The organism is Phytoactinopolyspora endophytica, from assembly GCF_004138495.1.
GTDB lineage: Bacteria > Actinomycetota > Actinomycetes > Jiangellales > Jiangellaceae > Phytoactinopolyspora > Phytoactinopolyspora endophytica.
In genome coordinates this window covers 91,005-91,319 of the sequence record NZ_ML142861.1, presented here as the reverse complement: position 1 = coordinate 91,319, position 315 = coordinate 91,005, and the positions used below count along the sequence as shown (strand labels likewise).

Here is a 315-nt window from a genome sequence, read left to right as displayed (position 1 = left end):
GCCGAGGAAGGCCGTCGGATCCTCTCGGAGTTCGCCTCGTCGGGGAAAGATGGGGCGATCGAACAGGTCGACACCATGGATGGTGCCGCGCGCCGCGCGGCCGAGCTCGCGGCGGCGAAGTAAGGACGGCGGAGACCAATGGCTATCTTCCTCAACGAGAACAGCAGGATCATCGTCCAGGGCATCACCGGCGCCGAGGGCACCAAGCACACGCAGCGGATGCTCAAGTCCGGCGCGAATGTCGTCGGCGGCGTGAACGCCCGCAAGGCCGGCCAGGAGCTGGACTTCACCGAGTTCGACCCGGATGCGGTGCTG

At 67.0% G+C, this 315-nt stretch carries 1 pseudogene; it reads left to right on the top strand.

Features of this window, described 5'->3' with window-relative positions:
* Nucleotides 1-138 precede the first annotated feature (138 nt).
* Nucleotides 139-315, top strand: a pseudogene (locus ELR45_RS42340) (succinate--CoA ligase subunit alpha); the annotation flags it as partial.